Annotated in this window: 1 protein-coding gene; it reads left to right on the plus strand. The window is 38.5% G+C overall.

Features of this window, described 5'->3' with window-relative positions; translation table 11 throughout:
- Positions 1–929 (plus strand): Gfo/Idh/MocA family oxidoreductase (locus M3P09_RS17175; RefSeq protein ID WP_249974055.1); only part of this gene is annotated, 929 nt, incomplete at both ends.

A 929-nucleotide genomic window follows, 5' to 3' on the forward strand; every position in this document is an offset into this window, starting at 1 on the left:
ATGGCAGTAGATTCTATGAAAGCAGGTAAATATACAGGATTGGAAGTATCAGCAGCAAATACTTTGGAAGAATGCTGGGATTTGGTAAATACCCATGAAGAAACAGGCTCTCATTTAATGATTTTAGAGAATGTAAATTACCGCAGAGATGTTTTAGCTGTATTAAATATGGTAAAGCAAAATGTTTTTGGAGAGTTACTACATTTTACTTGTGGTTACCAACACGATTTACGCGGGGTTAAGTTTAATGACGGAAAGACAGCATACGGAAAAGGGGTAGAGTTTGGTGAAAAGGGTATTTCAGAATCAGCATGGAGAACCCAACACTCTTTACTAAGAAATGCCGATGTATATCCAACACATGGTTTAGGTCCAGTTGCTGTTATGGCAGATGTAAATAGAGGGAACCGTTTTGTTTCTTTAACCTCTCATGCAACCAAGGCTATAGGCTTAAATAAATACATAGTTGACAATGGGGGGAAGGATCACCCGAATGCCAAGTTGAAATGGAAACAAGGAGATATAATCACTTCAACAATAGAAACTTCAAATGGAGAAACCATTATAGTTACACATAATGTAAATACCCCACATCCATATTCATTAGGCTTTAAAGTACAGGGTGTTCAGGGACTTACAGATTTTGATTACCATACTCAGCGAATACATGTAGAAGGCACTACTAAGGGGCATGGTTGGGAAGCTATGGATGCTTGGTTTGAAAAATACGATCATCCATTATGGAAGAAATATGGAGCAAGTGCTACTGAAGCAGGTCATGGAGGTATAGATTTCTTTGTATTAAATGCCTTTGTAGAATCGGCAAAAGAAAACATAGCCCCACCAATGGATGCTTATGATGCAGCAGCATGGAGTGCTGTTACACCATTATCAGAACTATCGATTGAGAACAATGGTGCACCACAAGA

Origin of the sequence: Jejuia spongiicola (assembly GCF_023502325.1) — a bacterium.
GTDB lineage: Bacteria > Bacteroidota > Bacteroidia > Flavobacteriales > Flavobacteriaceae > Wocania_A > Wocania_A spongiicola.